Raw genomic sequence first — 23,478 nt, forward strand, 5'->3', positions numbered from 1 at the left:
GCCCGGGACGGCTAGACGGCGACCGGCAGCACCCTCTCTTCGGCACCGGCACCGGCACCGGCACCCGCGTGCTCGGGGTGGCGCCAGAGTCCCCGGGCGGCGAGGCGCGGCAGGACGCCCTCGCCGAACCAGTACGCCTCCTCCAGGTGCGGATAGCCGGAGAGGACGAACTCGTCGATGCCGAGGGCGTGGTACTCGGCGATCCGCTCGGCGACCTCGTCGTGGCCGCCGACCAGGGCGGTGCCCGCACCGCCGCGCACCAGGCCGATCCCGGCCCACAGGTTGGGATGGATCTCCAGGGCGTCGCGGGAGCCGCCGTGCAGGGCGAGCATGCGCCGCTGCCCCTCGGACTCGCTGCGGGCGAGGTTGGCCTGCGCCTCCCGCACGGTGTCCGGGTCGAAGCCGTCGAGCAGCCGGTGGGCCTCGGCCCAGGCGTCCGCCGCGGTGTCGCGCGTGATGACGTGCAGCCGGATGCCGAAGCGCAGGGTGCGGCCCTCGCGCGCGGCCGCCTCCCGCAGCCGGGCGATCTTGCCTGCGACCTGCGCGGGCGGCTCGCCCCAGGTCAGGTACACGTCCGCGTGCCGGGCGGCGACCTCGACCGCGGCGGGCGAGGAGCCGCCGAAGTACACCTCGGGCACGGGGTCGGGGACCCTCGTGAGCCGCGCGTCCTCGACCTGGAGGTGCTCGCCGCGCAGGTTCACGGTGCCGCCCTGCCACAACTCCCGCACGACGTGCAGGAACTCTCCGGTGCGCCGGTAGCGGGCGTCCTTGTCCAGGAAGTCGCCGTAGGCCCGCTGCTCGCGGCTCTCGCCGCCCGTGACGACGTTGAGCAGCAGCCGTCCGCCGGTCTGCCGCTGGAAGGTGGACGCCATCTGCGCGGCGAGCGTGGGTGAGACGAAGCCGGGGCGGAAGGCGACCAGGAACTTCAGGCGCTCGGTGGCCTGGGAGACCATCGCGGTGGCCAGCCACGCGTCCTCGCACCAGGCACCGGTGGGCGTGAGCGCGCCGGCGAAGCCCAGGTTCTCGGCGGCGCGCGCGATCTGCCCGAGATAGGCCACCGTCGGCGGCCGGCGGCGCCCGGGGCCGGTGGCGGTGTCCGGGGCGCCGTGGCCGCCGCCGACGACGTCGCGGCTGTCGCCGCTGGTGGGCAGGAACCAGTGGAAGGTGAGGGACGACAAGGGGATCTCCGTTCGAGGACGTTCGGCCACGGCGTCCGGGCGCCGGGCGGGAAGCGGAAGGGCGAGCCGCGTACGGTCGCGGCGCGCCGGTCAGACGGCCGCGGCCAGCACGGGCGGGGCCGGCACGGGCGGCGCCACCGGAGTGCCCAGGGCTGCCGAGAACTGGTCGACCACGTGGGCGAGTGCCTCCGCCGAGCCCGGTGCGACGCCGACCGACCCGTCCTCGTGCGCCGTGATGTCCCGGTCCAGCGTGAACCAGCCCTGCACGATGTGTGCGGCGCCCATGGAGTTCAGCACCGGGCGGAGCGCGTAGTCGATCGCCAGGACGTGGGCGGTGGAGCCGCCGGTGGCGAGCGGCAGCACCGTCTTGCCGGTGAGGGCGTACTGCGGAAGCAGGTCGAGCAGTGCCTTCAGTACGCCGGAGTAGGACGCCTTGTAGACGGGGGTGCCGACGACGACGCCGTCGGCACGGGCGAACAGCGCGGCGGCCTCGGTGATGGCGGGGTGTTTGAAGTCCGCGCCGAGCAGCGCTTCGGCGGGGATGGTGCGGACGTCGAGCGGGATCACGTCGTGGCCCTGCGCGGTCAGCCGTTCGTCGAGGTGGCGCAGCAGCCGGTGGGTGCGGGAGGAGGCGGAAGGGCTGCCGGAGACGGACAGGACGGTGGCCATGGGTCCTCTTTTCGGGAAGGCGGGAAGGCGGTGCGCGCCTTCCGGCCGGGGCGCGCGGCGGAATTCCCGGTCCGTCCTCCCCTCCGGGAGCCACTGGGCCGGGACATGGGAAGCACCGGGCCGGACGGGAGCCTGGGCGGCCACCGGTTCGGGCGGTGCGGGGAGTCGCTCGCAGTGCGGTGCCGGGCCGGTGCGGCGGGGTGAGAAGGGGGCGGCGGATCGGCGCGATCAGGCCGCGGTGCGACAGGAGGCGCTGAAGACGCGCGCGAGGTCGACGTGGCGTCGCCGCGTGAGATCCGGTCGCGTTGGCATGCCGTCGATCGTGGCAGCCGCCGTCGAACAGGGTCAAGGAGGCCAGGGCCGGTCTCGTCCCGCGGACGCGGATTTCACACGGGCGTGACAGACGGGGTTCCCGACTACACATAAGGGAAAAATAAGAGCAGAATACCCTTATGCGGCGCTACCGCACACCGCAACCGAAGCGGTTGGCCCTGCAAGTCGAAGGAGACGACTCATGGCCCACGTCTCACACTCCAGAAGTGACATCACCAGCCACCCCGACGCCCCGGAAATGCAGGAACGCTACGCGCGCATGCTCGGTGGCCGTGACGTGGCGCTCGTGGACGGGCCGGTGTTCCTGCTCGGCCTCTACTGCGCCGTGTCCCCGTGGATACTCCACTTCACCACCAGCCAGCCCTCGCTCGTGGCCCACAACCTGATCGTGGGCATCGCCATCGGTCTGCTGGCCCTCGGATTCACCCGCGCCCCGGAGCGCATGTACGGCCTGAGCTGGGCCATGTGCGCGATGGGCGTCTGGATGATCATCTCGCCGTGGATCGTGGGCTCGGGCCCGGACGCCGGCGTCATCTGGAACAACATCATCATCGGCGCGCTGGCCCTGGTCCTGGGCATGGTCTGCGCCGGTACGGCGGCGCGGAGCGCCCCCAAGAGTTAGACACCCGGGAAGGGAGCCGCACGGCCGGTCCGCTCACGCGCGGGCCGGCCCGCGCGCGCCCGGAGAGGTCCCCCACGACGGCCCGGGGCAGGTCGGAGCGTGGCGGACTGCACCTGTCCGCAGTGGGCAGAAGCACTACAGCGGGGGACCTGACGAAGTGGGGTGGCCATGGAAATCGACGGCGTCATCAGCGCCATCGTCATCGGTATCGTCATCGGCGTCCTGGGCCGCCTCGTGATCCCGGGGCGCCAGCGCATCGGCGTCCTGTGGACGATCGCTGTCGGCATCCTGGCCGCGCTGCTCGGGTCGGCGGTCGCCTCGGCGTTCGACGTGGCCGACACCGACGGCGTGGACTGGATCGAGTGGCTCATCCAGATCGGGCTGGCCGCGGTCGGCGTGGCCGCACTGGACCGGTCCCGGTCGCGACCCGGCCGCTGAGGCGTTGACCGTCACCGGTCGGCGAGCCACGCCTCGTACCAGGTGACGGTCGCGTCCAGGGTGTCCGCGAGCGGCGTGGGGGCCACCGCGAAGAACCGCTCGAAGGCCCCGGAGTCCACGATCTGCGGCTCCGTGTGCTGGTAGAACATCTCCTCGTACTCGGCCATGAACTGCTCGTCGAACGGGCCGAAGGCGCGGGGCCGGGCGAGCAGCACGACGTCGAGCGGCCGGCCCACCCGCTTCTCGATCATCGTGTGGATCTCGCGCGTGGTCACGGCCGGCGCGGTGGGCAGGTGCCAGACCCGGCCGTCGCCCTCCGGACGTTCACCGAGGGTCGCGAGACCGGCCGCCACGTCCGCGATGCCGGTGTAGCTGTGCGGCAGGTCGATGTCGCCGAAGCCCACGACCTCCTTGCCGGTGAGCGCGCCGGGGAAGACGGCCGCCCCGAGGGACGAGTTGAGTACGCCGGGACCGACGAAGTCGGCGCTGCGGCCCAGGACCACCCGGGCCCGGCCGGCCCGGTGTGCGGCGAGGTACCGCTCGTCCAGTTCGGCACGCATCCGGCCCTTGCGGCTCGTCGCCCGCCAGGGGCTGTCCTCGGTCATCACCGCTCCCCCGGTCTCGCCGTACGGGTAGAGCGTGTCGAGCACGACGAGGCGGACGCCGCTCTCCTCGACCGCGGCCAGAACGGCCTCCTGGACGCGGGGCATCACCTCGACCTGAAGGTGATAGGCGACGTTGACGCAGTGGTACACCACGTCCGCGTCGGCTATGGCGGCCCGGGCGCCTTCGACCGTGCTGACGTCGGCGGCGAACCGCTCGACACCCTCGACCGCGGGGCCCTCGCCCCGCCGGTCCACCAGGCGGACGGGGTGCCCCCTGCGTACCAGTTCACGGGCGAGCGCGGTCCCGGCCGGGCCTGATCCGAGGACGGTGTGCGGGGCGTGCGACAGCGGGGTGACGGCGGGCATGGGGCGCTCCTCTTCCAGTACGTGCCTTGCACGGCTATTGCTATTCGCTTCCGTTAGAGACTGTAACTGTCACGAGTGGTGATAGCAAGCACGCCGGAAGCCGGGCGGACATAGGCTGAGGGACGGGGGCCACGTCACGAGGAAGGCCGCACGCCATGGTCGTGAAGGATGTCGAACTGCCGCATCTGCGCCGGTGCGTGGAGCTGGCGGCGCGGGCTCTGGAGGCCGGCGACGAGCCGTTCGGTTCGGTGCTTGCCGACGCGGACGGCACGGTACTGGCCGAGGACCGCAACCGGGTGGCCGGCGGCGACCGCACCCGTCACCCGGAGTTCGAGCTGGCCCGCTGGTCCGCCGCCCACCTCAGCCCCGGCGAGCGGGCCGCGGCCACGGTGTACACGTCCGGGGAGCACTGCCCGATGTGCGCCGCCGCGCACGCCTGGGTGGGCCTGGGGCGCATCGTGTACGTCGCCTCGTCCGAGCAGTTGGGCGGCTGGCTGGCGGAGCTGGGCGTCCCGGCCCCGCCGGTGCGGCCGTTGGCGGTGCGGGAGGTGGCGCCCGGCGTGGCCGTGGACGGGCCGGTACCGGAACTCACCGAGGAGATCCGCGCGTTGCACCGGCGGTTTCACGAAGGGCGCGGCTGAGCGCGCGGGCCGCGCGAACGGGCGGGGCGCCCCTCCGGACGGAAGGGCGCCCCGGAATGTACGACCGGGCCCCGGTCAGCTCTCGGCACCCGGGCGGAAACGCCGGTAGAGGACGGCGCCGCCGAGGACGAGCGCCGCGCCGCCCGCGAGCACGGGCAGGGTCTGATCCGCCCCGGTGTGGGCGAGGACCGCCGACTCGCTCGGCGGTGCGGCGTGCGGGACCGGCTCCGGCTCGGCGCGCTCCTTCTCGGGCGCGGACGGCTCGGGCTCGGCGGGGGCCCGCGGCGGGGGCTCGGGGTCGTCGTCGGAGCCGTTCGTCGACTCGTTGCCGACGGCCGGGTTGCCGATGCCGGCCACATTGACGCTGTTGCCGCTGACATTGACCGGGAGATGCACCGGCAACTGGACGCCGTTGCCGGACAGCACGCCCGGTGAATCCTTTCCGCTCCCCTCGGCGTGCGCGCCGCCCGACGTGCCGGCGGCGCCCGTCCCCTTGTGCGCCGCGTCCGACTCGTGGGACGTACCGCCCTTCCCGGTGTTGGCGCAGGCGTTGCCCGCGACCGGGTTGAGGAGCCCCACCACGTTCACGGTGTTGCCGCACACGTTGACCGGTACGTCCACCGGGAGCTGGACGGTGTTGCCGGAGATCAGACCCGGCGAACCGGCCGAGGCGCCGTCGGCGGTGGCACCGTCGGACGCGAACGCCGCGTACGCCGGCATGGTCACCGCCAGCGCGCCGGAGGCGGCGACGGCGAGCACACCGTTTCGGGTAACCCTTCTCATGCGGTCCCTGCCTTCCAGACATCATCGCGGGCACTCGCCCGCACCGGTTAAAACGCGGGCGCACCATCCGAGTTATGGCTAATCGGTCTTTCACCCCATCGAGTGGACGGTTCATCGAACAAACGCTGTCGTGCGCCGGGCGACCGCGCATGCCCCCCGCCGGCCGTCCGCGCCCGGAGGCGCCGGGTGCGAGGCCCGCTTATGGTGATCGAGTGGCGCCGACCACGGGTCCGCGACAGGGCGCCCGGGAGGCATCGATGCAGGCCAAGCCGTCGACTCGGCCCTCGGTCCGGCGCTGCGCGGTCAGCGGGGCGCTCGGCCTGTCCCTGCTGGGCGCGGGGCTGCCCGCGGCGGCCGCACGGGACACCGGACCGGATCTGTCCCGGTTCTACGACCAGAAGGTCACCTGGTCGGCGTGCGAGGGCATGGAGATGCCGAAGGATCTCCAGTGCGGGAAGGTCACCGTCCCCCTCGACTACGACCGGCCGAAGGGCGAGACCCTCGACCTGGCGCTGGCCCGGTTCCGGGCGACCGGCGAATCGCGCGGCTCGGTGCTGCTGAACTTCGGCGGTCCCGGCGGCTCGGGGGTCAGCGAACTCTCCTTCGGCGGCAAGGACTTCATGCATCTCACCAACGGCTACGACGTGGTCACCTTCGACCCCCGCGGCGTCGGCCGGTCCTCCCCCGTGACCTGCGGCCCGGCCACCATGAAGATCATCGAGGCGACGGGCGGGGACCAGTCGGTCACCGACCCCGAGGACGTGCTCGGACGACTGCGGGACGCGGCGGCCGAGTGCGCGAAGTACTCCGGGCCCGTGCTGCACCACATGGGCACGGTCGACGCCGCCCGCGACATGGACGTGATGCGCAGCGCCCTCGGCGACGGCCGGCTCAACTACCTGGGCTTCTCCTACGGCACCCGGCTGGGCGCGGTCTACGCCGCCCGGTTCCCGGACAGGGTGGGCCGGATGGTGCTGGACGGCGTGGACACGCTGACCGAACCGCTGGCCGAGCAGGGGCTGGCGGGTGCGCGGGGTCAGCAGACGGCGCTGGAGAACTTCCTCGACTGGTGCGTGGAGGACATCGCCTGTCCGTTCGGCCAGGACGCCCGGGCCGCCCGGGAGCAGGTCGAGCGGCTCGTCGCCTCGCTCGACGCCGATCCGGTGCCGTCGGCCTTCGGGGAGCCCTTCTCCGGTCAGGACATGGTGGGCGCCATAGGCCAGGCGCTGTACAGCCAGGAGCTGTGGCCCTCGCTGCAGCGGGCGCTGGCGCAGCTGCTGGACGACGGCGACACCCGGGGCCTGGAGGGCTTCTCCTCCGGCGGCGTCACCTTCCCGGTCCGTGCGGGGTCGGTCGCGGCGGGCCGGGAGCCCGCGGGCGCCGGTCTCACGGACGAGGAGGACATACCCATGGACAACCTCCCGGCCGCCCTGATGGCGGTCAACTGCGCCGACGACCCCGACCGCCCCTCGGCCGCCGAGGTCACCGGGTCCCTGGACCGGCTTCGCGCGCGGTACGAGGAGGTGTCGCCGGTCTTCGGCCGGTACCGCCTCACCCAGGTGCTCATGTGCTACGGGCGCCCCCGGGGCACCGACTACATCCGCGACGACGTGAAGGACCTCGACACCGCCAGGATGCTGCTCGTCGGCACCCGGGGCGACCCGGCCACGCCGTACCGCTGGACCACGGAGACCGCCGAGCGGCTGGGGTCCTCGGCCGTGGTCCTCGACAACCGGGACGAGGGACACACCGGGTACGCGTCCTCCGAGTGCGTGCACCGCAAGGTCGACGACTTCCTGCTCTACGGCTCCCTGCCGCCCGACGGCAGCTCCTGCGGACCGGAGAACGGCGAGGGCGAGACCGGCTGAGCGCCCGACAGCACCGGCCGCCCCGACCGTCCGATGTGATCGATATGCCCTATCCGTCCAACGGTCCTATCGTGCTGACATGGAGCACGATCTGAGTCCCGCCACCCTCGCCGAGCTGCGGCGCCCCCGGCCGTATCCGGCCGTGTCCGTGCTGACGCCGACCCACCGCCGCGAACCGGACAACGCCCAGGACCGGGTCCGGCTGCGCAACGTGGTCGCCGCGGCCAAGAAACAGCTGGAGGACGATCCCGCGGTCACCCGCGAGCGCCGTACCGACGTCTCCCGGGAGCTCGACCGGGCCCTCGCCGAGGTCGATCTGACCTACGCCGAGGACGGCTTGGCGATCTTCGCCGCTCCGGGTGAGCACCAGGTCTGGACACTGGCCCGTTCCGTGCCCGAGCGGGTGGTCCTCTCGGACACCTTCCTGACCCGCAACCTCGTCGCCGCGCAGGCCGCCGAGCGGCCGTTCTGGGTGCTGTCGGTCGCCGCCGACCGCGTCAAGCTGTGGAGCGGCGGCGCGGACCGGGTCGTCGAGGAACACCTCGGCGGATTCCCCTTCGACCGGCCCGCCGAGGACTTCGACCCCGAACGCCAGGAGCGGATCGGCGACGCCCCGAGCACCTTCCGCGACGAGGGCACCCGCCGGTTCCTGCGGGACGCCGACACCGCGATGGGCAGGATCCTGCGCACGCATCCCCGGCCGCTGTACGTCACCGGGCCCGAGCCCGCGCTGTCCCTGTTCGACGAGGCGGGCACCCTCGCCGCGGGCGCGGTGCTGGTCCCGCACGGCGGCCTCGCGCACGGCACGCCCGAGGCCGTGTGGCAGGCCGTGCGGCAGGTGCTCGACGACGAGGCGAAGGGGTCCGTGGCCGCGGTGGCCAGGGAGCTGGACGCGGCCCGCGGGCGCAAGGACTTCGCGGCCGGGGTCGACGAGCTGTGGGAGAGCGCCCACAGCGGCCGGGTCCGGCTGCTCGCCGTCGAGGAGAACTTCAAGGTCACGATGCGCGACGACGGGGAGCACCTGCTCCCGGCGTTCGACGGGGACCTCGATGCCCGCGAGGACATCGTGGACGAGATCGTGGAGCAGTGCCTGGAGACCGGTGCCGACGTCCGCTTCGTGCCGGACGGCGCGCTCGCGGACGCGGACGGCATCGCGGGGGTGCTGCGCTACTGACGCCGGCGCTCGCGCCTCGCGGACCGTCCCCTCTTGACGACGGTGACGACCATGAAACCCTGTTCGCCGTACACGCGCCCGCCGCCCGCGGGTGCGCGGCGGACGGGGAAGGAGCCGGCGGAGCGTGAGCGAACTTCTGGGTGTGGCGGTCCTGGGCGCGGGCCACATGGGCGCCGACCACGTACGGCGCCTCGACGCGGTGGTGAGCGGCGCCAGGGTCGCCGCGGTCGCGGACCCCGACGCGGAACGGGCGAGGGAGGCCGTGGGCGGCATCGACGGCGTCTTTGTGCACACGGACGCCGTCGCCGCGCTCGACGCACCGGGCGTCCGGGCGGTCCTGATCGCCTCGCCCGGCGAGGCGCACGAGGAGGCCCTGCTGGCCGCGTTCGAGCGGGGGCTGCCGGTGCTGTGCGAGAAGCCGATGGTGCCGGAGTCCGCGGGCGCGCTGCGCGTGGTGGAGGCGGAGGCGCGGCTCGGCAGGCGGCTGGCACAGATCGGGTTCATGCGCCGGTACGACACCGAGTACCGGCAGCTGAAGTCGTTGCTGGACGGCGGGCGGCTGGGCCGGCCCCTGATGCTGCACTGCGTCCACCGCAACGTCTCCTCGCCGCCGCACTTCACCTCGGCGATGCTGGTCAACAGCTCCGTCTCGCACGAGATCGACGCCGCTCGCTGGCTGCTGGGACAGGAGCTGAGCGCGGTGACCGTGCTCCGGCCGCGGCCGTCGGCGGGGGCACCCGAGGGCCTGCTCGATCCGCAGCTGGTGCTGTTCGAGACCGACGGCGGCGCGCTCGTGGACGTGGAGGTCTTCGTCAACTGCGGCTTCGGCTACGAGGTGCGCTGCGAGGCCGTCTGCGAGGCAGGCAGCGCCCGGATCGGCGAGGCGCACGGCATGCTGGTGACGGCGGCGGGCGGCGCCCGTGAGGAGGTGCCGCAGGACTACCTCGTACGGTTCGCCGACGCCTACGACCGCCAGGTCCAGGACTGGGTGGACGCCACCCGCCGCGGCCTGGTCACCGGTCCCGGTGCCTGGGACGGGTACGCCGCCTCCGCGGTCGCCGAGGCCGGGGTGCGGGCACTGGAGACGGGTGAGCGCACGCCGGTCGAACTGGCACCGCGGCCGGCCCTCCACGACCCGGCATAGAACAAGGATCCACCGAACACCAGGGCGACGACGCCTCCGGGCTGCGGCACCCGCCAAGTCCCGTAGAGACTCTACGACTTGAGCTTAGCCGCACGTACGCCGCCCACGTACCCACGTCACTCCGCCAAGACGCTGGCATATGCCGGAAGCACCACCGTATCGTGTGTTGCCGAATCCCTTACGAGCCGTCGCGGGCTGTGCAACAGTCGTAACGGTCCTTCCGCCGGCCCCGGTTCACCCTGGTCGTACCGTCTGCACATCGGAGTGCGTCATGTCGCCCCATCTCTCCGCGGACCACCCCGCCGCCCAGCCGCCGGGACGCGGCTCGGTCGAGTCGCTCATATCGCAGGCGCGGCGGCTGCGGGGCGACGTGGACGCGGTGCGGCGGGACAGCCAGGGCGAGGCCGCGGACCCCCGGGGACGGTGGCAACGCGCGCTGTACGACCTGGCGCTGCACCAACTCACCGACCTCGACGCGCACTTGGCGCAGCTCCGGGACGGCCCGGCGCCCGCACCCCGGCCCGGTTCGCTGCTCAGCCGGGTCGGCAGCGCGGAGTGGAACCTGCTGACGGACGAGGCCGACTGGTCCGGGGAACTGTTCCAGATCCTCGGCCGCGACCCCGCCTCCACCCCGCTCAGCCTCGACGAACTCCCGTCGCTGGTCCTCACCGAGGACCGCCCGAAGCTGACCACGATGGTCACGGACTGCCTCGTCGACGGCCGGCCCATCGACGGGGAGTTCCGCGTCGTACGCCCCGACGACACCGTGCGCACCGTGCACATGATGGGCGAGCCCGTGCTCGACGCCGACGGCAGCACCGCCTCCATGTGGGCGGTGCTGCGGGACGTCAGCGAACTGCGCCGCAGCCAGCGGGCGGTGAGCGAGACCCGTGACTCGCTCCGTCACCGCCCGCCGCCCGCGGACACCGGGTCACGGGCCGCGGTAGAACCGCGGGAGGCAGCGTCCGCGCCCTGGCACGGCCTCCTGCGGTTCCCGCACCAGGGACGGCCGGGCCTCGACCTGGCCGCCGGGTACCTGCCCTCGTCGGACCACGCGCCCCGGCACAGCGCCTGGTACGACGCGTGTCCGCTCACCGGCGACGAGACCCTCTTCGCCGCCGGCGACCTCCCCGGCGTGGACACCGGCGGGGTGCAGGGCGCGGTGATGCTGATCGGCGCCCTGCGGGGCCTGGCGCTGGCGGGGATCCGTCCCGAACGACTCCCCGACCGGCTGGCCGGGTTACTCGAAGCCACCGCCCTGCCGCCCGTCCGCTCCGCCGTGTACTGCGGCTACGCGCCCCGCACCCGCGCCCTGACCTGGGCCGGGGCCGGGCACCCGGTCCCACCGCTGCTGTTCCGCGCGGGAGCGGGACGTGCGCTGACCGGACAGGGCGAGGCGACCCTCGAACCGGGTGACCTGCTGCTCCTGCACACCGGCGCGACGGAGCCCGCGGCCGTGGCACACCTCCTCTCCCTCGCCCCCCGGCTGACCGGGTCGGGCTCCGCGCGGGACGGGGTAAGGATCGCGGCCGGTGAACTCGCCGCGTCCCCGGCGCCGATGGACGACGCCTGCGTGCTGGTGGCCCGGGTGACACCCTGAACGACGCGTCGCCCCCTACGCCGGTGCGACGCTGCCGCCCTTCCCCTTTCCCCTGGCCGACTTGCCCTTGGGCAGCGCCAGTTCGATCTCCTCGCGCAGTTCCTGGATCTTCGGGTATCCGGCGTACTCGGCGGTGAGCCGGTACATCTGCCGCAGCCGGTCCCAGGTCCGCTGGGACGAGTTGGACCCCATCGACACCAGGGCCAGGCGCGCGTACCGGTCCGCCTGTTCGGGGTCGTCGGCGATGAAGCAGGCGGAGGCCATGGACAGATAGTCGAAGATCTTCGACCGCTGCCGGCCGTCGATCCGCAGGGCCAGCGCCTTCTCCGCGTAGTACTGGGCGTGCGCGGCCGCCCCCGGCTCGAAGTCGGCGAGCGTCCGGTAGGCGAGGGCCTGCATGCCGTACAGGTCCTCCTCCTTGAACGTCTGCATCCAGTCCGGCGGGGGCACGTCGGCCTTGTCGGAGACGAAGAGGTCCTCGGCCCGCCCGAGGGTGCGGCGCATGGCCTGGCCCTTGCCCATGGATGCCTGTGCCCAGGCCTCGATGGTGCAGAGCATGGCCTGGGTGCGCGGCAGCACCTGGTCGCCGGAGCCGGACTTGGCGAGTTTCATTAGGTCGAGCGCGTCGTCGGGCCGGCCCAGGTGCACCATCTGGCGGGCCGCCCGGGAGAGCGCCTCCCCGGCCCGGGGCCGGTCGCCGCCCTCGCGTGCGGCGTGGGCGGCGATGACGAAGTACTTCTGGGCCGTGGGTTCCAGGCCGACGTCGTGCGACATCCAGCCCGCGAGGACGGCGAGGTTGGCGGCGACGCCCCACAGGCGCCGCTGGAGATGGGGTGGGTGGTGGTAGGCGAGCATGCCGCCCACCTCGTTGAGCTGGCCCACCACGGCCTTGCGCTGGAGCCCGCCGCCACGGGCGGCGTCCCAGGCGCGGAACACCTCGACCGAGCGCTCCAGTTCCTCCACTTCCTGCGACCCGATGGGGGCGGCCTCGTAGCGGTCGAACCCGGCGGGGTCGGCGTGCAGGGGTTGGCGGAGGTCGGGGGCATCGGCCGCGAGGGCCGGGTCGGTGTGCAGCCAGTCGTGCATGGCGCTGCTGAGTGCGGAGCCCGCGGCGAGCGCGGCGCCCGCGCCCACCAAGCCGCGTCGGTTGAGCATGAGGTCCATTCCCGTGAATTCGGTGAGGACCGCCGCAGTCCGCTCGGGCGCCCACGGCACTCCGTCGGGATGTTCCTCGCTCCCGCCGCCCTGCCGTTTCCCCGCGCGCCCGTGCCGGACCAGACCGAGGTCCTCGATGGTCACGACACGGCCGAGTCGCTCGGTGAACAGAACCGCCAGCACCCGCGGCACCGGATCGCGCGGGATCTCTCCCATGTCGATCCACCGCCGCACCCGCGAGGTGTCGGTCGCCAGCTGGGGGTGGCCCATGGCCGCCGCCTGCCGGTTCACCAGCCTCGCGAGCTCGCCCTTGGACCAGCCGGCCAGGCCGAACAGGTCCGACAGACGGGTGTTGGGTTCTCCGCTCACGTCAAGCCCCCAGGTTCTCGGCTGAGTTGACAGTAGCCCGGTGCGGGTTGCCGGGCGACTATTCGCCACCGTTCGCCAGGGTGCGCCAGATGGTGTGCCAGGGGCGGCCGGGTGTCAGGTAGGAATGCGCCACCCCGACCCGGTTGCCGTGGAGTTACTCCCCAGGGTGACCCCCGGGCGGCCGGTCGGGCGGCGCGACGGCTTACGGAAGACACGCTCCTCCGGACACCACGGACGGGCACCGGTCTTCAGGCAGGCACAGCAGGCACACGAAGGGATCTGTCTCGCCCATGTACGCAGCATCGTCCTCCGTGTCCGCCCCGCAGCGCTCGCTGCACCCCCGCCCGGCGGCGGGCGGCGGCCCCTATCTCGCCCCCGCGCGTCCGGCGGCCCCGGTGCTCGGGGCAGGCAGGGCGCGGCGCGGCGCGGGGCCCGGCACGCAGCCGCTCAGCGGAAGAATCGACCTGTCCGGCCCCCAGGGGGCCCAACTGCGCACGGCGATCGCCTCCGTGCACCGCATCTGCCCGGAGTTCTCACCCGTGCAGGTCCTGCGCCGCAGCGGGCGCTCCGTGCTCCTGGTCGGGACGACCGGGCGCAGTACGGCGGTCGCCAAGTGCTTACTGGACCACTCTCCGGCGTGGTCGGAGCGGATCAGGCACGAGATAGGGGCATACCGCTCGTTCGTCCGGCAGCGCCCTCCGGTGCGGGTGCCGAGGCTGATCGCGGCGGATCCGGACAACGGCACGCTGGTCATCGAGCGGATGCCGGGACGGGTGGCCGCGCTGCAGCGGCACCCCGTGGAGGCCCCGCCGCGCGCGGACATCAGGGCGGCGCTGGGCGCGGTCTGCCGGCTGAACGCCTGGCGGCCGCCGGCCGGGGCGTTCGACGCCCCGCTGGACTACGCGGCCCGGATCTCCCGGTACCACGAGCTGGGGCTGCTCACCGACCGGGACCTGGGCGACCTGCAGAAACTGCTGCACGGCATCGCCCACGCGAGCGGACGCCAGGGCATGGGGCAGTTCTGCCACGGTGACGCGCTGCTGTCCAACATCCTCATGTCGCCGGCCGGTCCGGTCCTGGTGGACTGGGAGCACGCCGGCTGGTACCTGCCCGGCTACGACCTGGCGACACTGTGGGCGGTTCTCGGCGACGCCCCGGTGGCCCGCCGTCAGATCAGCCAGATCGCCCAGTCGACGGGCACCGCGGCGCGCGACGCCTTCCTGGTGAACCTGATGCTCGTACTGACCAGGGAGATCCGTACCTACGAGACGGCCGTGCAGCGTTCGATGCACGACTCGGCGCCGGCCCCGTCGGCCACGCCGGCCCACCCCGGTGCCACGCCGACCGGCGAGGAGCAGCGGCTGCTGCTGCGCCGGCTGCACGACGACTGCCAGATGGCCCGCCGGGCCGTGCGGGCGGCGGTCGGCACGCGCTGACCCGAAGGACGACGGTCCGCGGTGTGCCCCTCGGGGCGCACCGCGGACTTTGTGCGTCCAGGTACGTGCAAGGGCCATTGGTGTACGCCACTGACGCCGCGCAGGCCGGTGCCCCGCCGCCACGAAACTCGCCGGGCACCTTGCTGACGTGGGAAATCGCCGCCATGACGGCATGATTGACGGATCATCGGACCGCCGGGTAACACTGACCCACGCCCGGCCCCGCACGTCCCCCGCACGTCCGACCGTCACAGGAGGCCGCTTTGCGAAGGTCCCCCCTGGTGCCCGCCCTGGCCGGCGCCGCGCTGCTGCTGCCACTGCTCGGCGCGGCACCGTCCGCCGCCGGCCCCTCCGACGCGCCGCCCGCCACGGACCGCCTCCAGCGGGCGTTCGCCACCGCGGCGGCCGAGTACCGGGTGCCGCAGAGCGTCCTGCTCGGCGTCTCCTACCTCCAGTCCCGCTGGGACGCGCACGGCGGAGCGCCCAGCGTGACCGGCGGCTACGGTCCGCTGCACCTGACCGACGCCCGCACGGCCCTGGCCGGGACCTCGCACCACGACGAGGGCACCGAGGACCCGCGCGGCGACGACGCCCGCGCCCCGCTGCACCCGAAGGCCAGGGCCACGCGCGCCGCCGCCCTGCCGGACCGGCTGACGACGCTGCCGAAGGCGGCCGAGCTGACCGGCCTGAGCCCCGAGGCCCTGCGCACCGACCCGGCCGCGAACGTGTCCGGCGGCGCCGCGCTGCTGGCCGCCGCCCAGCGGGACCTGGGTGAGCCGCTCAGCGCCGACCCGGCGGACTGGTACGGGGCGGTGGCACGCTTCTCGGGCGCGGAGGACGCGGCGACGGCGGCCGCGTACGCGAACGACGTGTTCGAGGTGATCCGCGCGGGTGAGCGACGGACCACGGACGCCGGGCAGCGCGTCACCCTGGCCGCCCGTCCGGGCGTGGCCCCGGACACGGCGCAGCTGGGCGACGCGGGCCTGCGCACCGCCTCGGCCACCGGCACCGAGTGCCCGAAGTCGGTGTCCTGCGAGTGGATCCCGGCGCCGTACGAGGAGTTCGGCGACGGCGACTACGGCAACCACGACCTGGGGAAACGGCCCGCCTCGCAGCGCATCCGGTACATCGTCGTGCACGACACGGAAGGCGCCTGGGACGGTGTCCTGAACATGGTCCAGGACCCCACCTACGTCTCCTGGAACTACACGCTCCGCTCCACCGACGGGCACATCGCCCAGCACGTGAAGGCGAAGGACGTGGCCTGGCACGCGGGCAACTGGTACGTCAACGCCAAGTCGATCGGGCTGGAGCACGAGGGTTTCCTGGCGGAGCCGGACGCCTGGTACACGGAGGCCATGTACCGCTCCTCGGCGCGGCTGGTGAAGTACCTGGCGAGGAAGTACGACATCCCGCTGGACCGGCAGCACATCCTGGGCCACGACACCGTCCCGGGCACCACCACCGCGACGATCCCGGGCATGCACACCGACCCGGGACCGTACTGGGACTGGCGGCACTACTTCCGGCTGCTCGGCCGCCCCTTGGAGCCGACCGCGGGCCGGAAGTCCGGCGTGGTGACGATCCGCCCCGACTACTCCGCCAACCGCCCGGAGTACACCGGCTGCGAGAAGGCGGGCGAGCCCTGCGCGACGCACGGCTCCAGCGCGGTGCGGCTCTACTCCGACCATGACGTGAACGCGCCCCTGATCAAGGACATCGGCCTCGGCTCGGCCCCGACGACGGGCGTGAACGACCTGTCGTCCCGGGTCTCCACGGGGCAGCAGTACGCGGTGGCCGACCGGTGGCGGGACTGGACGGCCATCTGGTACCTGGGCCAGAAGGCCTGGTTCCACGACCCGGCGAAGAGCCCGGCGGCGGTGCCCGCCTCGGGCCGGGTGATCACCCCGAGGAAGGGGCTGGACAGCGTCCCCGTGTACGGAAGGGCGTACCCGGAGAAGGCCGCCTACCCGGCGGACGTGCCCGCCCAGACCGTGTCGCCGCTGCCGTACGCGCTGGGCAGGGGGCAGAAGTACGTGGTCGGGGAGAAGGTTCCCGGCGAGTACTACTACGCGGTCGGGTTCGACTCGGCCTCCCACCGGGTGGTGCGGGGCGAGGACCAGTACTACGAGATCCAGTACGGCCACCGGGTCGGCTACGTGCGCGCCGCCGACGTCACGCTCTCGACCGTGCGGTAGCCGCCGGGTCAGCCCTGCTGGAAAAGCTCCGCCGGGAGCGGCTTCAGCAGGGCGTACAGGTCGTCGGTGATCGGGCGGTCCCAGGCGGCGATGGTCACCAGCACGCCGTCGCTGCGGTCGAACTGCACGCAGGAGATCCGGCCCTCGGAGAGCTTGAGGCGGCGCACGATGAGCAGGTTGTCGCCCTGCATCACCGGCACGTCCTCGGCGCCGACGACGGTGACCTCCTCGTCGTTCTCCAGCGCGAGCAGCAGTTGGGCGACCTCGAAGGGGATGTCGCCGTCGGGGACCTCGCGGGCCGGGGAGCCGGCCGGCAGGTTGCCGATGATCATCGCGGGGCCGCGGCCGCCGAACAGGTCGTAGCGCAGGAAGACGCCCTGACAGCTGCCGTCGGGCGCGGGCAGCAGGCCGGCGCCCAGATTGCCGGGCCAGTCGCCCGGGTCCATGGCCAGTACGTCGAAGTCGGGCCCGGCGGGCGTGGCGCTGCGGCGGCGGAGGAACGACATGCCGCCATGGTACGTGGCCGGACCCCGCGGACGGCGTGCGGGCGGGCGGCTGTTCCGGCTATGGCCGAGGCTCGGCGGTCCGCCGCCGGCGCTGCTGGTGGCGGGCGACCCGGGCCCGGTTGCCGCAGGACGGTTTGCACCACTCCTGGCGCGGATGGTCCTTGAGGAAGTACCGCACGCAGCGCGGTGCGTGGCAGGCCCGCAGCCGCTGCCGGTCGGGTCCCGCGAGGAAGCCGATCACGGCCTGGGCGAGCGCGGCGGTGAGGTCGGGCCGGGCGCCGGGCGCGGGTGCGGCGCGGACGACGGGGGCGCCGGCGTCGGCCCAGTGCAGGACGGGGACGGTGGGGGTCCGGGCGGCGGCCTCGTTCAAGCGCCGCAGGGCTTCGGGGACGGGCAGCAGCCGGGCGGCGTCGGCCGGGCTCGGCTCGCCCGGACGCACGGCGCGGGCGAAGAGGGCGCGGGCGGCGGCCCGCACGTCCCGGACGGCGGCCGGGTCGGCGGTCTCGGCGTCCGCCGCGAGGCCGGGGTGGGCCCGTACCCAGGCGGTGAGCCCGGCGGGGTCGGCGAGGTCGTCGGCGACCCCGCCGTGCCCGTCGTGCCGGACGGTCAGGGCGAGGTCGAGGGCGATCCGGGCGTCCCTGCTGACTGAGTCCTGCATGCGGCCGATGATAGGCAGGGCAGGGTGCGCAGGAGCGCGGCCCCGTACGGGAGAGCGGGCGACGGGGCGCCCCCTCAGCCCTCCGGTGGGGCCGGTGGGACGACCGCGACCGGGGACGCCGCGTGGAGCAGGACCGCGTGGGTGACCGAGCCCATCATGCGGGCGGGGGCCAGCAGGCGGCGGCGGTGGCGGCCGACGACGACCAGCTGGGCGTCGCGGGAGGTGGCGACGAGGTGACCGGCGGCGTCGCCGGGCGCGACGTACGGCTCGGCCCGGACGTCGGGATGACGTTCGCGGTACGGGGCCAGGAAGCCGTCGGCCAGGACCCGGGTCTCGCTCTCGATGGAGACCTCGTCGATCACCGGGGGCATGATCTGCCCGGCGGCGGCCCAGGTCTGCACCGGCCACGGGTAGGCGGCGACGACCTGGAGGCGGGCGCCGCGCAGCTCGGCCTCGGCGAAGGCGAAGGAGAGGGTGGCTTCATCGGGACTGTCCACGTGCAGTCCGACGACCACCCGGGGCCCCTCCTCGGCCGGCGCCTCGCCGTGCACCTCGCGTCCGGGGCGGGGCACCACGACGACGGGGCACTCGGCGTCGCGGGCGGCGGCCATGCCGTTGGAGCCGAGCAGCAGGCTGGCGAAGCCGCCGCGGCCCCGGGAGCCGAGCACCAGCAGCTGGGAGTCGGCGCCCAGCTCGGGCAGCGCGGCGCCGGGCACGCCCTCCATGCCGACGTACTCCGTCGCCACGGCGTAGGCACGTCCCTGGAGGTGGGCGCGGGCCTGGTCGAGCACCGGGTCGTCGCCGGTGTCCGGCTCGCCCGCGACCAGGATGTCGGTCTGGGCCCAGGTGGCGTACTGGCGCACGTGCACCACCCGCAGGGACGCCCCGCGCCGGTGCGCCGCGTCGAGGGCCCAGTCCAGGGCGCGCAGGCTGTCGTCGGAACCGTCGACGGCCGCGATGACCGGCAGAGTGCTCATGGGACCTCACCTCCGGAGTACGGCCTTCCCCCCGGCGCGGGACGGGACACCCCGGTTCGGCCGGTCGGCTCACCGCACCGGGCGGGTCAGGTGAGGTCGAACTCCCCTTCCCGCGCCCCCGACACGAACGCGCCCCATTCCGCGGGGGTGAAGATCAGGGAGGGGCTTTCCGGGCTGCCGCTGTTGCGCATGGCGATGAACCCCTCGACGAAGGCGATCTGGACATCCCCCAGGCCCCGGCTGCTCGACTGCCACTGCGCGTCGCTGAGGTCCAGCTCCGGCTTGTCCCAGCCCATGATCGGGCGCTGGTGGGTGGTGCTCTCGGCCACGTCCGTGCTCCTCCCGGTCTCGTCGTTCGCGGCCAGCCTAGCGATCGGCTCCGACCGCCGACAGGCCACGCGAGGGCTGCCCTTCGAGGAACGCGGTGACACGCCGTACGAACCACTCGGGGTCGTCGAGCCAGGGGTAGTGCCCGGCACCCGGCTGGACGGCGACCTCGGCGTGCGGGAAGACGGCGGCGCAGCGGCGGGCGAGTTCCGGGCGGGGGCCGCCGTCGAGTTCTCCGGCGAGGACCAGGACCCGGGCGGTACTGCGGGCGAGGGCGGCGCGGGTGGCGGGCGGGTCGAAGGCGTCCGGGGAGAGGTAGACGTCGCCCGCCTCGTAGTTGGACTCCTGGGGGCCGCGGGCTACGTGGGCGCGGGCGGCGTCGTCCCAGCGGCCGTGGAAGAAGGGGAGGAACACCGGGTCGAAGTCGCCGGTGCCGGCCAGCCACGCCTCGAAGGGGCCGTACGCCTCCTCGAACCAGGGTTCGTCCCGTCGCAGGAGCGCGGCCGCCCTTCGGTCCTCCGGCGTGGCGGGCATGTCCAGCGCCCAGGGCGTGGCGGTGATCAGGGCGAGGCGTCCCACGCTCGTCGGGTGGCGGGCGGCGTGGAGCATCGCGAGGCTGCCGCCGGCGGAGTGCGCGAGGACGTCCATGCGGTCGAGGCCGAGGTGGACCCGGAGCGCCTCCACGTCGTCGACGAGCCGGTCGCAGCGGTACGTCGCCGGGTCGGCGGGGACGCCGGAGTCGCCGGTGCCGCGCAGGTCGAGCAGGACCAGCCGGCGGTGCGCGCTCAGACCGCCGAGGTCGCCGAGGTAGGAGGAGGCCCGCATGGGGCCGCCCGGCAGCACGACCAGCGGGGCGCCGCGGCCCCGGACGTGATAGGCGAGTTCGGTTCCGTCGTACGCGGTGAAGGTGCTCATGGCGCCGATCCTCGGCTGCCGGCGGCGGGGGCCGCAACGGAGTTGTGGAGTCAGGACCCGGCGAAGCGGTCCCGCAGTTCGCGCTTGAGGATCTTCCCGCTGGCGTTCCGCGGCAGCGCGTCCACGAACCGCACCCCCTTGGGCGCCTTGAACGCCGTGAGCCGGTCCCGGGCGTGGGCGATCAGCGCGTCCTCGGTGACCTCGCCGCGCGGCACGACGACGGCCGTGACGGCCTCGATCCAGCGTTCGTCGGGCAGGCCGATCACCGCGACCTCGGCGACCCCGTCGTGCGTGTACAGGGCGTCCTCGACCTGGCGGGAGGCGACCAGGACGCCGCCGGAGTTGATCACGTCCTTCACGCGGTCGACGATCGTGTAGTAGCCGTCCGCGTCCCGCACGGCGAGGTCGCCGGAGTGGAACCACCCGTCGCGGAAGGCGGCTTCGGTCTCCTCGGGCTTGTCCCAGTAGCCCTCGCACAGCTGCGGCGAGCGGTAGACGACCTCTCCGGGGGTGCCGTCGGGCACGTCCGCGCCGTCCTCGTCGACCACGCGCGCGTCCACGAACAGGACGGGCCGCCCGCAGGAGTCCATCCGGCCCTCGTGCTCGTCCGGGCCGAGGACGGTGGCGAGGGGGCCGATCTCGCTCTGGCCGAAGCAGTTGTAGAAGGCGAGTGCGGGCAGGCGCTCGCGCAGCCGCTCCAGGACGGGCACGGGCATGATCGACGCCCCGTAGTAGGCCTTGCGCAGGCCGCCGAGGTCGCGGGTGGCGAAGTCGGGCCGGTTCGCGAGGCCGATCCACACGGTGGGCGGCGCGAAGACGCTGTCCACGCGGCCGGCTTCGACGAGGTCGAAGAGCCGGTCGCCGTCCGGGGCGTCGAGGATGATGTTCGTGGCGCCGACGGCGAGGTAGGGCAGCAGGAAGACGTGGGTCTGCGCCGAGTGGTAGAGCGGCAGGGCGTGCACGGGGCGGTCGCCGGCGCTGAGGTCTAGGGCGGTGATGGCGCTGAGGTACTCGTGCACCAGGGCCCGGTGGGTCATCATCGCGCCCTTGGGCAGGGCGGTGGTGCCGGAGGTGTAGAGGAGCTGCACCAGGTCGTCGCCGGCCGGCTCGGGGCCGTCGTACGCGGGCGCCGCGGCGAGGCGGGTGAGGAGCGAGTCGTCGGCGTCGCGCAGCGCGAGGACGCGGGTGCCGTCCGGCAGCCGGTCGGCGAGGCCGGGGTCGGCGAGGACCAGGGAGCTGCCGGACTGGCCGACGAGGTAGGCGAGGTCGTCGCCGGTGAGGTTCTGGTTGACCGGAACGTGCACCAGCCCCGCCCGGGCGCAGGCCAGGAAGGCGATCAGGTAGGCGTCGGAGTTGTGCCCGTAGGCGCCGACCCGGTCGCCGGGGGACAGTCCCTCGGCCAGCAGGACGCCGGCCGCGCGGGAGACCGCGGTGTCGAGTTCCCCGTACGTCCAGGTGCGGTCGCGGTACTCGACCGCGACGCGTGCCGGAGTGCGTCGGGCGCTGCGCCGCAGCACCCCGTCGACCGTGCTGCCGTGTCCGGGCTTCATGACCTGATCCTCGGCCGCCCGCCGGGGCGGGTCAAGCGGCGTGCGTCCGGTCCGCGGACCGCGCACGCCCCATTGACACGACCCCGACATGACAGGAAAGTTTCACACCGCACGGCGATCCGGGAAAGATACTTTCAGCTTCGGTGGCGGGAGACTCTTCGATGGCCGGACAGGCGACCAGCGGATTCACACGGCGTCAACTGGGCGCCGGCGCCCTGGCCCTGGGCGGTGCCCTGGCCATCGCCCCGTCCGCCGCCGGGCCGGCCGAGGCGGTCGCGGACGGGGGCCGCCGGCCCACCCTCCGGCGCGGCTCCGCCGAGCGCGCGGGGCTGCTCCCGGGTCATCTGCGACGGCTCGTCAGCGACGCGGAGACCTACCTCGGGCCCTCTCCCCGGCACCCGTGGTACGCGGGCGCCGTGCTGCTGGCCGGCCGGGGCGGCACGGTCGCGCTGCACGAGCCGATCGGCATGGCCGTGCGCTACCGGGCGTACGACGAGGCGACCGACACCGGCGTCGAGTTCCCGGCCGCGGAGCAGATCCCGATGGCCGGCGACACCGTGTTCGATCTCGCGTCCATCTCCAAACTGTTCACCTCGATCCTCGCCGTACAGCAGCTGGAACGGGGTGCGCTGGAGCTGGAGGCGCCGGTCGCGTCGTACCTGCCGGACTTCGGGCGGGCCGGGAAGCAGGACGTGACGGTCCGGCAACTGCTCACGCACACCTCCGGGTTCCGGGCGTGGATCCCGCTGTTCCGCGCGCCCACCTACGAGGAGAAGGTGCGGCTCATCTACGACGAGGCCCCGGTCGGCGCGCCCGGTACGGCGTACCTGTACTCGGACCTGAACATGATCTCGCTCCAGCTGGTGCTGGAGAAGGTCACCGGCCGCGCGCTGGACGTCCTGCTGCGCGACGAGATCACCCGCCCGCTGGGTCTGCGCCGCACCCGCTACAACCCGCCCGCGTCCTGGCGGCCGGGCATCGCAGCCACGGAGGACGCCCGGCAGCCCTGGTCCGGCCTCGACCGCGGTCTGGTGTGGGGCGAGGTGCACGACGAGAACGCGTTCAGCCTCGGCGGCGTCGCCGGTCACGCCGGGGTGTTCTCCTGCGCGTGGGACCTGGCGGTGCTCGGCCGGACCCTGCTCAACGGCGGTTCCTACGGCCGGGCGCGCGTCCTGCGGCCGGAGTCGGTGGAGATGATGTTCACCGACTTCAACACGGACTTCCCCAGGGACGCGCACGGCCTGGGCTTCGAGCTGTACCAGCACTGGTACATGGGTGCCATGGCGACGCCGCGCACGGCCGGGCACACCGGCTTCACGGGCACGTCGCTGGTGCTCGACCCGACGACGGACTCGTTCCTGATCGTGCTCGGCAACTCGGTGCATCCGGTGCGCAGTTGGCGCTCGGGGTCCGCGCCCCGGGTGGCGGCCGGCACCCACCTGGCGCGGGCGGTGGCGGTCCGGCCCGCGCACGGGCGCACGGCGTGGTTCTCCGGGACGGCGAGTTCCGCGACGGCCACGCTCACGCTGCCCGCGCTCGACACGTCGGCCGGGCGGGCGCGGCTGCGCTGTGACCTGTGGTGGGACACCGAACCCGGGTCGGACGCCCTCGTCCTGGAGGCCTCGACGGACGGCGGTGCCGCCTGGCGGTCCGTCCCGTTCACGACCACGCGGCGCGGAGACGGACCCGTGGCGCACGAGGACGGCTCGGTCACCGGCTGGTCGGGGCGTGTCTGGCACCGGTTGACGGCCGGACTCCCGGCCGCCCGCGCGCTCACGCTGCGCTGGCGGTACACCACCGACCGGCTGTACGTGGGCCGCGGCGCGTACGTCGACGGGCTGCGGGCGGAGGCGGCGGGCGACGTCCTGTTCCACGACGCGCGCCCGGCGGACGCGGCGCGCGTCGAGACGGCGGGGTGGACGGCGTCGGCCGACTAGTCCAGGCCCCGGGCGGGGCGGCCGGCGCG

General features: G+C 73.8%; 21 protein-coding genes. 10 read left to right on the top strand and 11 right to left on the bottom strand.

Annotated features, from left to right (window positions below; all coding sequences use genetic code 11):
- Positions 1 to 11: 11 nt before the first annotated feature.
- Positions 12 to 1,178: an LLM class flavin-dependent oxidoreductase gene (locus tag OIE75_RS03585; protein ID WP_329469469.1), complete on the bottom strand. Its 1,167-nt coding sequence runs from the start codon at positions 1,176 to 1,178 to the stop codon at positions 12 to 14.
- Positions 1,179 to 1,268: 90 nt separating this feature from the next.
- Entirely contained in the window at positions 1,269 to 1,847 is a 579-nt protein-coding gene (gene ssuE, locus OIE75_RS03590) for an NADPH-dependent FMN reductase (RefSeq protein ID WP_329469470.1), read from the bottom strand.
- 514 nt (positions 1,848 to 2,361) lie between these two features.
- Between ssuE and OIE75_RS03595 the strand changes: the two genes are divergently transcribed.
- Positions 2,362 to 2,802 carry an SPW repeat protein gene (locus OIE75_RS03595; protein WP_307009580.1) on the top strand — a complete coding sequence of 147 codons (441 nt, stop codon included), beginning with the start codon at positions 2,362 to 2,364 and terminating at the stop codon, positions 2,800 to 2,802.
- Between the two features lie 168 nt (positions 2,803 to 2,970).
- The gene (locus OIE75_RS03600; protein WP_329469471.1) at positions 2,971 to 3,240 is read left to right on the top strand and encodes a GlsB/YeaQ/YmgE family stress response membrane protein; all 270 of its coding nucleotides are present in this window, start codon (positions 2,971 to 2,973) and stop codon (positions 3,238 to 3,240) included.
- A gap of 11 nt (positions 3,241 to 3,251) precedes the next feature.
- Here the strand turns inward: OIE75_RS03600 and OIE75_RS03605 are convergent, their stop codons facing one another.
- Positions 3,252 to 4,211 carry an SDR family oxidoreductase gene (locus OIE75_RS03605; RefSeq protein ID WP_307009585.1) on the bottom strand — a complete coding sequence of 320 codons (960 nt, stop codon included), beginning with the start codon at positions 4,209 to 4,211 and terminating at the stop codon, positions 3,252 to 3,254.
- Positions 4,212 to 4,366: 155 nt separating this feature from the next.
- On the opposite strand from OIE75_RS03605, the gene OIE75_RS03610 reads away from it, so the two are divergent.
- Positions 4,367 to 4,852 carry a nucleoside deaminase gene (locus tag OIE75_RS03610; RefSeq protein WP_307009587.1) on the top strand — a complete coding sequence of 162 codons (486 nt, stop codon included), beginning with the start codon at positions 4,367 to 4,369 and terminating at the stop codon, positions 4,850 to 4,852.
- A 75-nt stretch (positions 4,853 to 4,927) separates the two neighbouring features.
- Here OIE75_RS03610 and OIE75_RS03615 read toward each other — a convergent pair whose 3' ends face one another.
- The gene (locus tag OIE75_RS03615; protein WP_329469474.1) at positions 4,928 to 5,635 is read right to left on the bottom strand and encodes a chaplin; all 708 of its coding nucleotides are present in this window, start codon (positions 5,633 to 5,635) and stop codon (positions 4,928 to 4,930) included.
- A gap of 257 nt (positions 5,636 to 5,892) precedes the next feature.
- On the opposite strand from OIE75_RS03615, the gene OIE75_RS03620 reads away from it, so the two are divergent.
- From OIE75_RS03620 to OIE75_RS03635, 4 genes are all read left to right on the top strand, one after another.
- Positions 5,893 to 7,503 carry an alpha/beta hydrolase gene (locus tag OIE75_RS03620; protein ID WP_307017720.1) on the top strand — a complete coding sequence of 537 codons (1,611 nt, stop codon included), beginning with the start codon at positions 5,893 to 5,895 and terminating at the stop codon, positions 7,501 to 7,503.
- Positions 7,504 to 7,582: 79 nt separating this feature from the next.
- The gene (locus OIE75_RS03625) at positions 7,583 to 8,677 is read left to right on the top strand and encodes a baeRF3 domain-containing protein (RefSeq protein WP_125490376.1); all 1,095 of its coding nucleotides are present in this window, start codon (positions 7,583 to 7,585) and stop codon (positions 8,675 to 8,677) included.
- A gap of 124 nt (positions 8,678 to 8,801) precedes the next feature.
- Positions 8,802 to 9,821: a Gfo/Idh/MocA family protein gene (locus OIE75_RS03630; protein ID WP_329469475.1), complete on the top strand. Its 1,020-nt coding sequence runs from the start codon at positions 8,802 to 8,804 to the stop codon at positions 9,819 to 9,821.
- A gap of 271 nt (positions 9,822 to 10,092) precedes the next feature.
- Positions 10,093 to 11,421: a PP2C family protein-serine/threonine phosphatase gene (locus OIE75_RS03635; RefSeq protein WP_329469476.1), complete on the top strand. Its 1,329-nt coding sequence runs from the start codon at positions 10,093 to 10,095 to the stop codon at positions 11,419 to 11,421.
- 15 nt (positions 11,422 to 11,436) lie between these two features.
- Here OIE75_RS03635 and OIE75_RS03640 read toward each other — a convergent pair whose 3' ends face one another.
- Complete coding sequence (locus tag OIE75_RS03640; protein WP_307009600.1) at positions 11,437 to 12,945, bottom strand: DNA-binding protein NsdB; 1,509 nt, start codon at positions 12,943 to 12,945, stop codon at positions 11,437 to 11,439.
- Positions 12,946 to 13,235: 290 nt separating this feature from the next.
- On the opposite strand from OIE75_RS03640, the gene OIE75_RS03645 reads away from it, so the two are divergent.
- Complete coding sequence (locus tag OIE75_RS03645; protein WP_329469479.1) at positions 13,236 to 14,381, top strand: aminoglycoside phosphotransferase family protein; 1,146 nt, start codon at positions 13,236 to 13,238, stop codon at positions 14,379 to 14,381.
- A 263-nt stretch (positions 14,382 to 14,644) separates the two neighbouring features.
- The gene (locus OIE75_RS03650) at positions 14,645 to 16,579 is read left to right on the top strand and encodes an N-acetylmuramoyl-L-alanine amidase (protein ID WP_329469480.1); all 1,935 of its coding nucleotides are present in this window, start codon (positions 14,645 to 14,647) and stop codon (positions 16,577 to 16,579) included.
- 8 nt (positions 16,580 to 16,587) lie between these two features.
- Here OIE75_RS03650 and OIE75_RS03655 read toward each other — a convergent pair whose 3' ends face one another.
- From OIE75_RS03655 to OIE75_RS03680, 6 genes are all read right to left on the bottom strand, one after another.
- Positions 16,588 to 17,085 (bottom strand): hypothetical protein, encoded by a 498-nt coding sequence (locus OIE75_RS03655; protein WP_307009604.1) that lies wholly within the window; start codon positions 17,083 to 17,085, stop codon positions 16,588 to 16,590.
- Between the two features lie 58 nt (positions 17,086 to 17,143).
- Entirely contained in the window at positions 17,144 to 17,743 is a 600-nt protein-coding gene (locus OIE75_RS03660) for a CGNR zinc finger domain-containing protein (RefSeq protein ID WP_329469481.1), read from the bottom strand.
- Positions 17,744 to 17,817: 74 nt separating this feature from the next.
- On the bottom strand, positions 17,818 to 18,720 hold the full coding sequence (locus tag OIE75_RS03665; protein WP_307009608.1) for a universal stress protein: 903 nt from the start codon (positions 18,718 to 18,720) through the stop codon (positions 17,818 to 17,820).
- An 86-nt stretch (positions 18,721 to 18,806) separates the two neighbouring features.
- Positions 18,807 to 19,049 carry a DUF397 domain-containing protein gene (locus OIE75_RS03670; protein ID WP_122618732.1) on the bottom strand — a complete coding sequence of 81 codons (243 nt, stop codon included), beginning with the start codon at positions 19,047 to 19,049 and terminating at the stop codon, positions 18,807 to 18,809.
- A 37-nt stretch (positions 19,050 to 19,086) separates the two neighbouring features.
- Positions 19,087 to 19,962: an alpha/beta fold hydrolase gene (locus OIE75_RS03675; protein ID WP_307009611.1), complete on the bottom strand. Its 876-nt coding sequence runs from the start codon at positions 19,960 to 19,962 to the stop codon at positions 19,087 to 19,089.
- A 50-nt stretch (positions 19,963 to 20,012) separates the two neighbouring features.
- Positions 20,013 to 21,512, bottom strand: a complete 1,500-nt coding sequence (locus OIE75_RS03680; protein ID WP_307009612.1) for an acyl-CoA synthetase — start codon at positions 21,510 to 21,512, stop codon at positions 20,013 to 20,015.
- Positions 21,513 to 21,673: 161 nt separating this feature from the next.
- Between OIE75_RS03680 and OIE75_RS03685 the strand changes: the two genes are divergently transcribed.
- Positions 21,674 to 23,449: a serine hydrolase gene (locus OIE75_RS03685; protein ID WP_329469484.1), complete on the top strand. Its 1,776-nt coding sequence runs from the start codon at positions 21,674 to 21,676 to the stop codon at positions 23,447 to 23,449.
- The last annotated feature ends 29 nt before the right edge of the window (positions 23,450 to 23,478 follow it).

Source organism: Streptomyces sp. NBC_01723 (assembly GCF_036246005.1).
Taxonomy (GTDB): Bacteria; Actinomycetota; Actinomycetes; order Streptomycetales; family Streptomycetaceae; genus Streptomyces.

What these genes read in the sequence shown, in the direction of transcription:
- ssuE (WP_329469470.1), bottom strand. Translation starts at nt 1,847, where the DNA reads ATGGCCACCGTCCTGTCCGTCTCCGGCAGCCCTTCCGCCTCCTCCCGC.
- OIE75_RS03595 (WP_307009580.1), top strand. Translation starts at nt 2,362, where the DNA reads ATGGCCCACGTCTCACACTCCAGAAGTGACATCACCAGCCACCCCGAC.
- OIE75_RS03600 (WP_329469471.1), top strand. Translation starts at nt 2,971, where the DNA reads ATGGAAATCGACGGCGTCATCAGCGCCATCGTCATCGGTATCGTCATC.
- OIE75_RS03605 (WP_307009585.1), bottom strand. Translation starts at nt 4,211, where the DNA reads ATGCCCGCCGTCACCCCGCTGTCGCACGCCCCGCACACCGTCCTCGGA.
- OIE75_RS03610 (WP_307009587.1), top strand. Translation starts at nt 4,367, where the DNA reads ATGGTCGTGAAGGATGTCGAACTGCCGCATCTGCGCCGGTGCGTGGAG.
- OIE75_RS03615 (WP_329469474.1), bottom strand. Translation starts at nt 5,635, where the DNA reads ATGAGAAGGGTTACCCGAAACGGTGTGCTCGCCGTCGCCGCCTCCGGC.
- OIE75_RS03620 (WP_307017720.1), top strand. Translation starts at nt 5,893, where the DNA reads ATGCAGGCCAAGCCGTCGACTCGGCCCTCGGTCCGGCGCTGCGCGGTC.
- OIE75_RS03625 (WP_125490376.1), top strand. Translation starts at nt 7,583, where the DNA reads ATGGAGCACGATCTGAGTCCCGCCACCCTCGCCGAGCTGCGGCGCCCC.
- OIE75_RS03635 (WP_329469476.1), top strand. Translation starts at nt 10,093, where the DNA reads ATGTCGCCCCATCTCTCCGCGGACCACCCCGCCGCCCAGCCGCCGGGA.
- OIE75_RS03645 (WP_329469479.1), top strand. Translation starts at nt 13,236, where the DNA reads ATGTACGCAGCATCGTCCTCCGTGTCCGCCCCGCAGCGCTCGCTGCAC.
- OIE75_RS03655 (WP_307009604.1), bottom strand. Translation starts at nt 17,085, where the DNA reads ATGTCGTTCCTCCGCCGCCGCAGCGCCACGCCCGCCGGGCCCGACTTC.
- OIE75_RS03660 (WP_329469481.1), bottom strand. Translation starts at nt 17,743, where the DNA reads ATGCAGGACTCAGTCAGCAGGGACGCCCGGATCGCCCTCGACCTCGCC.
- OIE75_RS03665 (WP_307009608.1), bottom strand. Translation starts at nt 18,720, where the DNA reads ATGAGCACTCTGCCGGTCATCGCGGCCGTCGACGGTTCCGACGACAGC.
- OIE75_RS03675 (WP_307009611.1), bottom strand. Translation starts at nt 19,962, where the DNA reads ATGAGCACCTTCACCGCGTACGACGGAACCGAACTCGCCTATCACGTC.
- OIE75_RS03680 (WP_307009612.1), bottom strand. Translation starts at nt 21,512, where the DNA reads ATGAAGCCCGGACACGGCAGCACGGTCGACGGGGTGCTGCGGCGCAGC.
- OIE75_RS03685 (WP_329469484.1), top strand. Translation starts at nt 21,674, where the DNA reads ATGGCCGGACAGGCGACCAGCGGATTCACACGGCGTCAACTGGGCGCC.